Consider the following 8,741-nt stretch of genomic DNA (forward strand, 5'->3'; position numbering starts at 1 on the left):
ACAATAACCCGCAAGCTATCACCAAACAGGCTGCAACACTTATCCGGACCAGATACCGTAAGTGTTTTTTTCTGGTTTCCCGGCTTTTCATCTGCCGGAAAGCGTCATAGCTCCGATAGCGCTCCCGGGCCTGTAGTTTGGTCATCAAATAATCGGCATCCTGTAAATTTCCGACCAGTGGGTCCTGTCGGGTTCCACTTGCTTTTTCCTCACCCAATAAACCGGACAACGCCTCTTCTACGGCAACTTTCGAACGGTCTGTTATTTCTTCCCATTTCATGTTTTCTGGTTTAAAATCACTAACAGACACCACGACACGGGAAACGGGTGACAAAAAATGAAAAAAAATGTGTTAATAACCGAAAAGCAGAGGCAAAACAATGGCCCACAATTCGCTCAGTTGCTCACGCAGAAAATGGTAGGCCCTTTTTTTCTGGGTCTTTACGGTATTTTCCGAGATACCGAGCTTTGCAGCGATCTCTTTTACCTTTTCGCCTTTCATACAAAGTAAAAGGATCTCCCTTTGTTGCTCAGGTAAACCGGAAACGACAGTATAAAAGCGGGTAATGGCTTCTTCTTCTAAAGCCATTGCCATTCCTTCTTCCTCATCTTCGAGGACCCTATCCATCCATTCTTCGTGAAGTCTCCGGGCTCTTTGCTGAGATCGTACAAAATTGAGTGAAGCGTTGTAAACAGAACGGTAAAGATAGGAGGTAATAACTTTGATCTCCCGGAAACAGACGGAAGAATGCCAGAGGCGGACCAGACATCCTTGTACAATGTCTTCTGCGGCATTCTCGTTCCGGGTAATCCTGGCGGAATAACAACATAAAGGGGCATAGAAATATTGATAAAGCTCATCCCAGGCCTTATCTTCCTTACGGTTAACTCCTTCTAAAAATTCCACCCGTTCCATTGCAGAGCATATTTCCCTACAAAACTAAATAATTATTTCAAAGAATCGAAAATGCGTTATCCGGAAATAATCGATAATCTTGTTTCATTCGACACACCCATAGCTAAAGACAAGAGCAGGAGGAAAAGTAAAACCATTCGATAGCAAAAAAAAACTACAAGATTTTTCCTGTAGTTTTCATTTTCACTATTTTATGGATAGTATCGGCAACAATCGCTTTCTCCGTTTTCCCTGTTTTATCCGTTTAAACCGTAAATCACACCCGGCTCAAAATATCCTCCAAACCTTCGAAATGGTTTTTATAGTCTTCCAGAGACCGGCGAATCACTTCATAAGCTTCTTCCCTGCCATAAACATGAGTAATCTCGACCTTACGCTGGCCTTCTTCACCCGGCATATCTTTATAGGTGAGGAAATAGTGTTTCAAACGGTCAACGACAATGTGCGGTAATTCGGAAATATCATTATATACGTTGTACGTAGCGTCGTGTTTCAACACAGCAATGATTTTATCGTCTGCCTCATTACCGTCGAGCATCCGGAAGCCACCGATCGGACGTACCCGGGCAATGATATCTCCGTGCGAGATAGTTCTTTCTGTCAGTACACAAATATCCAAGGGGTCACAGTCGCCCTGAATATCTGTCCGCTGCGTTTGCTGCATCGCATATTCGGCGACCAAACCACCGCAATAACTTTGCGGGATAAAGCCATAGAGAGCCGGTACCACATTCGAATACTTCTGAGGACGGTCGATCTTGATGTATCCGCTGACTTTGTCCAATTCATACTTTACTGTATCTGTAGGTACCATTTCTATAAATGCAGTAACCACTTCCGGAGCATCGTCACCTACTTCCAAACCATGCCAAGGATGTGATTTATATCTCAATCCCATCAGACGAGCTATCGGGTCGTTAATCTTATTACCCATATTACTTTTGTGTTAAATTTATTTATTGGTGTTAAATAATGCTTGTTCGATATATTCTATCAAAATATGAATGATTTTGATGTGTATTTCCTGAATACGATCGCTATACTTATTCCAGGGTACTACGATAGTTATATCACATTTTTCTTTCATTTTTCCTCCTGTCTTTCCTGTCAGTCCGATCACCTTCATTCCTTTGACATGAGCAGTGTCGATGGCCTGTAGTATATTGGAAGAGTTACCGGAAGTACTGATCGCTAAGAGCACATCTCCCCGATTACCCAAAGCCTCGAGGTATTTCGAGAAAACCGAGTCGAAACTCATATCGTTCGATACACAGGTGAAATGGGAAGGATCGGCAATTGCAATGGCCGGCAGGGCAGCCCGCTCATGACGGAAACGTCCCGTGAGTTCTTCGGCAAAATGCATGGCATCACACAAGGACCCTCCATTGCCACAACTAAACACTTTTCCCCCTTGCCGGAACATATCTACCAGCAGATCTCCGGCATTTTTTACTTGTCCGAGATTTTTCTCATCGGAAATAAAAGCTTCCAGCACCTGCTGTGCTTCTAAAAAACTATTTTTGATCAGATCCATAATTTCCTTTCCCCTCTATTTAATACTATTCATTTTTTTCTGCTTTCCACTCGACGATCATTCCCCTATCCCGCTTCAACATATGCGCAGGAACTACGGATTTAATCTCATCACAAAGCAAAGTTATCAAACGTTGTTTGGTGAAATGCCGGGAATAAATGACACTTACTTCGCGCAGAGGCTTCGTATTAGCGATAGACCTGACCTGTTTCTTTTTTTCGGGCGACATATATTGCAAGGCCAGTTCAGGAATCAAAGTGAAGCCTCCTTCCACATCTACAATCCGCATCAGCGTTTCGAGGGAATTACTTTCGAACTCGAAAGGCAGATTCTTATGCTGGCTCGCAGACATTTCACAAAGGTTGACGACCTGATTACGGAAACAATGGCCATTTCCCAGCATCCAAATGTCAGAGGTAACGATATCTTCATGCCCGACTTCTTTTTTCTTCAGCAATTCGCTATCAGGATGTGCATATACCAACATCTCTTCGTAGAATACGGGACGCTCGACAATTTTTTCGTCGTGGTAAGGGGTAACGAATAAGCCGACATCGAGCATATCACGTTTCAGCCGGCGAATGATCTCTTCGGAAACCAATTCTTCGACCTCGACTTTTACTGCCGGATATTTGCGGATATAGGGCCCGATGAAAACCGGTAACAGGTAAGGAGCCAGTGTCGGTATGATTCCGATTTTCAGTGTTCCCTCGACCTCTTGCTGTTCTTCCTGAATGATCTCTTTTATCCGTTGCGTAGCGGATAAGGTCATACGTGCCTGTTCGATTAATTTTGCCCCGAGATCGGTCGGTACGACAGGTTGTCTCGAACGGTCGAAAATGATGACTCCCAGCTCATCTTCAAGCTTTTTTATCTGCATGCTTAAAGTGGGCTGGGTTACGAAACATTTTTCTGCAGCTGTAGCAAAATGACGATATTCATCGATAGCAACGATATATTCCAGCTGGGTCAGTGTGATCATTCAGGTCGTGTATTTGAGATTTTTATTCGAAAAAGTCTTTTACCTTGCGGAAAAATCCTTTTTTATTTTCGACATTGGACGGTTTCAAGAAGCTACGTTCTTTCAAATCCTCCATAGTTTTTTTATCCTCTTTAGAAAGATTTTTGGGAATCCAGACATTCACTTTGACCAACAAATCTCCTTTACCATACCCATTGATGTCGGGAATTCCTTTCCCTTTCAAGCGCAGGATTTTTCCGGGTTGTGTACCGGGTTCTATCTTCACTTTTACTTTCCCCTCGAGTGTCGGGATTTCGACGGAATCGCCCAATACAGCTTCGGGGAAACCGATGAAGGTATTATATAACAGATCGTTTCCATCGCGCACCAACTCGGGATGTTCGATTTCTTCGATCAATATGATGAGATCACCGTTTACTCCTCCCCGACGGGCAGCATTTCCTTTTCCACTCAAAGACAACTGCATGCCATCAGCCACTCCGGCCGGGATATTCAAGGTGATCACTTCTTCGGAAAGCTGAACACCTTCTCCGTTACAATGGGAACATTTCTCATTGATTATCTTGCCTTCTCCTTCACAAGTGGGACAAGTAGATGTCGTTTGCATAGCACCCAGGATGGTATTCTGTACCCGGGTGATCTGTCCGGTACCATGACAAGTGGAACAGGTGGAAAAAGAGTTACCGTCTTTTGCTCCGGTACCGTGGCAGTGGGTATCAGCAACATATTTCTTTACTTTGATTTTCTTTTCTACGCCTGTAGCCACTTCCTCCAGGGTCATCTTCACTTTCACTCTCAGGTTGGTTCCCCGATTCACCCGTCTGGCTGAACGTCCTCCGCCTCCAAAACCACCGAAGCCACCAAAACTACCGAAAATATCTCCGAAATGTGCGAAGATGTCGTCCATACTCATTCCTGCCCCGCCGAAACCTCCGGCTCCTGCCCCCATTCCGGCATGTCCGAACTGATCATAGCGACGGCGCTTTTCTTCATTACTCAATACATCATAAGCCTCTGCCGCTTCTTTAAATTTTTCCTCTGCTTCTTTATCTCCCGGGTTTCTGTCAGGATGATATTGTAAAGCGAGCTTCCGATAAGCTTTTTTTATCTCGGCCGCTTCAGCATTTTTAGCCACCCCCAACACTTCGTAATAATCTCTTTTTTCAGCCATTACTTTTATATTTGATTATAGGTTCCGGATTTGGGGTTACCGCTGTAATCCAAAATCCGAATTTCCAGACACACCTTCTGTTCCAATCGTGGATTTATTATTCACCGACAACTACTTTAGGAAAACGGATTACTTTATCATGTAAGGTATATCCTTTCTGAATGCAATCGACGACTTTTCCTTTCAACTCTTCGGCAGGAGCCGGAATCTTCGTTACCGCTTCCTGCAATTCAGGATCGAAATCGGTATGCAGGCATTCCATTTCTTTCACTCCCTGCTGAGATAAGAAATCCCTGAAGTTGGCATAGATCAATTCAACTCCTTCGCGTAAAGCCGGCACATCTTCGGCCGTTTCCATACTTTTCAGAGCTCTTTCGAAATTGTCCATAACAGGCAGGATTTTTTCCAGAATTTGTTCTCCTGCGTTCTTCGTCAATTCCATTCTTTCTTTAAGGGTACGTTTACGATAGTTATCGAATTCAGCCGACAAACGCAGGTATTTATCATTTATTTCAGACAATTTTTGTCCCAGTTCTTCTATTTTCTGGTCTTTATCTTCTTTTTTCGCTTTGGCGTGTTTTTCTTTGGTTTCTTTCTCTTCTTTTACATCCCCGGCGTTTACTTTATCTTTCAATTCTTCCTGTGCTTCAGTATCCTTTACATCTTTAGACATGGCGTTTATTTTAATTATTTACACTATCTTATCAACAAGTATTACGCAAATAGAGTATCCCCGGATACTATAAAAATTGCTAAAGCAAAACTAAGCAAAAACTTTGCCAATACCAAACCGCTGACAGGCGTGGTTGTCATTCTGTTAATGCGGCAGTTTTTGCTGACAATGTGGCACCCAAACCGGTCTGTTTATTGTTTTTTCCTGGAAAAGTTCAATTTGCCTTCATCGGCAAAACTGTAATAGGCATTTTCTCCGACGATAATGTGGTCATAGAGCTTGATATCGAGCAGTTGTCCTCCCTCATAGATTTTTCGGGTAATCAACTCGTCGTATGTGCTAGGGACCAAAGAGCCTCCCGGATGATTATGGGCAATAACGATATAAGTGGCTTTCATGTCTAAAGCCCCCCGGAAAAGTAATCTGACATCGATCACCGTTCCGTCCATTCCTCCCGACGATAAGCATTCACATCCTTTCACCTGGTTGGAATGTGTCAGATAGATGACCCAAAATTCTTCATGATCCAAGTCTTCGATAAAAGAGCGGATATACCGATAAGCTTCCCTGCTAAAGCGGATCACCGATTTCATTCTTTTGGTCTCAGGCCGCCGACGCCGTCCGATCTCTATCGCTGCAACAATAGCGGTGGCCTTAGCCATGCCTACCCCTTTATACTTATTTATCAACTCCCTGACCGAGCGTCTGGCCAATTGGTTCAAGTCGTTGTTATTATCAGCGAGGATTCGCCGGGCCAACTCCAAAGCTGTCTCTCCTCCGACACCGGAACGAAGCAAAATAGCGAACAACTCACTGATCGAAAGCGCAGCAACACCCTTTGTAAGCAATTTTTCCCTAGGCAGTTCATCAGCAGCCCAGGAATTCATCGGTAGATACTGATCACCCATAACGCAAAAGTTTTAGATAAACAATTTACGAAAAATATGGGAGATAACAAAGAAAGGAGATGAGTTTTACTCATCTCCTGTATATCGGTTTAGAGAATAAACGAATTACAGTTTATTGACGTGCAAAGCCAATTTAGATTTCAAATTGGCAGCTTTATTATCATGGATAATATTTTTCTTTGCCAATTTATCCAGCATAGCAACTACTTTCGGCAGTAATTCAACTGCTACAGCACGATCAGTTACCATACGTAATTTTTTCACCGCATTACGGGTCGTTTTAGCATAATACCGATTATGTTCTCTTTTAGTTGCAGTCTGTCTGATTCTTTTTTCTGATGATTTATGATTTGCCATCTCTACAAATATAAAAATTCAACTTTTCAAGTAGTCTGTACGGGAATCGAACCCGTGTTACAAGAATGAAAATCTTGCGTCCTAACCCCTAGACGAACAGACCTTATGTCTTTCGTAGTCTGTACGGGAATCGAACCCGTGTTACAAGAATGAAAATCTTGCGTCCTAACCCCTAGACGAACAGACCATAGTTTTGCTTAGCGGATGCAAATATACGGCAAATTTATTTCCTAGCAAAAAAAATATCTTTTTTTTTCTCAAAATCCTCAACATTTTATCTAACCTCCTATTATTTAGCAAAATAGGACAAGAAAATGTAAAATAAAAAAACAGTTTGTACTTACCGATGTAAAGCCCGACTAAAATTCAAACTGGAATCTCAATTATATTCCATTTCCCAAGCGAATCATTACCTTTGTATGCAATATAAATTGGAAACCAATAAGTATAACCAGTCATGGGTAAATTATATTTAATTCCTACTCCCGTAGGGAATATGGAAGATATCACATTACGTGCACTTCGTTTATTGAAAGAAGTGGACCTGGTTTTAGCAGAAGACACGCGTACCAGTGCCAAGCTATTGAAGCATTATGAGATCACCACTCCCCTGCTTTCTCATCATAAATTCAACGAACACCAGCAAGTAGACCGGATAGCGGAAAGACTGGAAAGAGGAGAGAATATAGCCCTGATCAGTGATGCCGGTACTCCGGGAATTTCCGACCCAGGCTTCCTGCTCACCCGTACCTGCGTAGAACGGGGAATAGCCACGGAATGCTTGCCGGGAGCGACTGCTTTCGTTCCGGCCCTGGTCAATTCAGGATTTCCTTGCGACCGTTTCTGTTTTGAAGGATTTCTGCCCCAGAAAAAAGGCCGGCAAAAGAAGTTGAGTGCCTTAGCAGAGGAAAACAGAACTATGATTTTTTATGAATCCCCGTTCCGTCTGGTAAAAGCCCTGGAACAAATGGCAGAGGTATTCGGCCCGACCCGTCATGCTTGTGTGGCCCGGGAAATCAGTAAAATGTTCGAAGAATTCAAAAGAGGGACTCTCGAAGAACTGGCCGGCTGGTATAAACAAAACGGCGTGAAAGGAGAGATTGTGCTAATCGTCGCCGGTAAAGACTATAACCTGGCAGAAGAGGAAGGATTACACATCGAAATCGAAGAGGAAGAGTAACAAGAAAGGTTCAGGTAAATAAATGACGTGTACTATCAAGCTGAATGAAGCAAAATAATACACGTCATCAATAGTATTATCTATTTCCTGAATATTTCTCTCCTAATCGGATGTTTTCCGGGCCATCTCGATCATCTGGCTCAATTCGGCTACGATTTCCTCATCACTGCCGGCAGCTCCCGTTACTTTAAAGCGGATATTCCCCTGCGGATCGATCACAAATTTGGCGGGGATACCGTTTACTCCATAACTTTTCACTACAGTGTTAGCCTTCGTTTCCGGGTCTTTCAAATCCATCAGCAACCGGAAAGAATAGTTGTTCTCTTTCAGAAATTTGACAGCCGATTCAGTAGCATTCTCCTCTCGTTCCCAAGTATGAATAAACAAGAATACCACCTCCGGATCGTTTTTGTATTTATCCACGGCTTTTTGCATGGCCGGGAACGAGCGCTTGCAGGGTCCGCACCAGGTGGCCCAAAAATCCAAAACGACCACTTTCCCACGCAGTTCACTCATTTTCACCACATTCCCTTCTGTATCCGTCAAAGTGAAATCCGGTGCGGGTTCAGAAATTATACTTTCCGCCACTTCCCGTCTTTTCTGATCTGCCCGGGCTTTCCGTAATCCTTCGATATAACTGTCGAATCCTTGACCAGACCCGTTCATCGTCACGTATAAACTTTTGAGTTTTTCCAATAATCGGGCATCGAAATTCCCTTTTCTGACCATCTCCCATAAACACAAAAATGCTTCCATCGGGCGTCCGGCCTCGGCTAAAGCTGCTGCATAAACAGGAGTTCGCCGGTCTGCCGGTAATTTTTCCAAAGCTTCCAAGGCTTCGGCTTTACGCCCCAATTGGTAGCAAATATCCGCATAAGCAGACAAATAAGACGGATAACCAATCATGGCAAAACGGCTCCTTTCTCCACCCTCTTTTTGCACACTTTCCACATTTTCCACAGCCATTTTATAAAGTTCAGCAGCCTTTTCCAAATCCCCTCTATCTCTCAAATAGCCAGC

The 8,741-nt window shown here is 43.4% G+C and carries 11 protein-coding genes and 2 tRNA genes; 1 reads left to right on the forward strand and 12 read right to left on the reverse strand.

The window, feature by feature from the left end; all coding sequences use genetic code 11:
* The 11 genes from WS34_RS13310 to WS34_RS13360 form a co-directional block, all read right to left on the reverse strand.
* Positions 1-280: hypothetical protein (locus WS34_RS13310; protein ID WP_046405385.1), on the reverse strand; the 280-nt coding region annotated here is incomplete at its 3' end.
* 72 nt (positions 281-352) lie between these two features.
* The gene (locus tag WS34_RS13315; protein WP_046405387.1) at positions 353-916 is read right to left on the reverse strand and encodes an RNA polymerase sigma factor; all 564 of its coding nucleotides are present in this window, start codon (positions 914-916) and stop codon (positions 353-355) included.
* Between the two features lie 256 nt (positions 917-1,172).
* Positions 1,173-1,850 (reverse strand): inorganic pyrophosphatase, encoded by a 678-nt coding sequence (locus WS34_RS13320; RefSeq protein ID WP_013612458.1) that lies wholly within the window; start codon positions 1,848-1,850, stop codon positions 1,173-1,175.
* Between the two features lie 18 nt (positions 1,851-1,868).
* Complete coding sequence (lpcA, locus tag WS34_RS13325; RefSeq protein ID WP_022161208.1) at positions 1,869-2,450, reverse strand: D-sedoheptulose 7-phosphate isomerase; 582 nt, start codon at positions 2,448-2,450, stop codon at positions 1,869-1,871.
* Positions 2,451-2,475: 25 nt separating this feature from the next.
* Positions 2,476-3,432 carry a hydrogen peroxide-inducible genes activator gene (locus WS34_RS13330; protein WP_022161209.1) on the reverse strand — a complete coding sequence of 319 codons (957 nt, stop codon included), beginning with the start codon at positions 3,430-3,432 and terminating at the stop codon, positions 2,476-2,478.
* 22 nt (positions 3,433-3,454) lie between these two features.
* Positions 3,455-4,603 (reverse strand): molecular chaperone DnaJ, encoded by a 1,149-nt coding sequence (gene dnaJ / locus WS34_RS13335; protein WP_013612461.1) that lies wholly within the window; start codon positions 4,601-4,603, stop codon positions 3,455-3,457.
* A gap of 97 nt (positions 4,604-4,700) precedes the next feature.
* On the reverse strand, positions 4,701-5,276 hold the full coding sequence (gene grpE, locus WS34_RS13340; protein ID WP_013612462.1) for a nucleotide exchange factor GrpE: 576 nt from the start codon (positions 5,274-5,276) through the stop codon (positions 4,701-4,703).
* A gap of 191 nt (positions 5,277-5,467) precedes the next feature.
* Entirely contained in the window at positions 5,468-6,184 is a 717-nt protein-coding gene (radC, locus tag WS34_RS13345; RefSeq protein WP_022161210.1) for a RadC family protein, read from the reverse strand.
* Between the two features lie 105 nt (positions 6,185-6,289).
* A complete protein-coding gene (rpsT, locus tag WS34_RS13350) occupies positions 6,290-6,541 on the reverse strand; it encodes a 30S ribosomal protein S20 (protein WP_013612464.1) in 252 nt (83 codons plus the stop codon).
* Positions 6,542-6,572: 31 nt separating this feature from the next.
* Positions 6,573-6,644: transfer RNA gene (locus tag WS34_RS13355), tRNA-Glu, on the reverse strand.
* A 12-nt stretch (positions 6,645-6,656) separates the two neighbouring features.
* Positions 6,657-6,728 (reverse strand) — tRNA-Glu (locus tag WS34_RS13360).
* Positions 6,729-6,998: 270 nt separating this feature from the next.
* On the opposite strand from WS34_RS13360, the gene rsmI reads away from it, so the two are divergent.
* Complete coding sequence (rsmI, locus tag WS34_RS13365; protein ID WP_013612465.1) at positions 6,999-7,721, forward strand: 16S rRNA (cytidine(1402)-2'-O)-methyltransferase; 723 nt, start codon at positions 6,999-7,001, stop codon at positions 7,719-7,721.
* Positions 7,722-7,823: 102 nt separating this feature from the next.
* Here rsmI and WS34_RS15730 read toward each other — a convergent pair.
* Positions 7,824-8,741 (reverse strand): TlpA family protein disulfide reductase (locus WS34_RS15730; protein ID WP_286693789.1); only part of this gene is annotated, 918 nt, incomplete at its 5' end.

This window comes from Odoribacter sp. N15.MGS-14 (assembly GCF_000980245.1).
In the GTDB taxonomy this organism is placed as follows: domain Bacteria; phylum Bacteroidota; class Bacteroidia; order Bacteroidales; family Marinifilaceae; genus Odoribacter; species Odoribacter splanchnicus.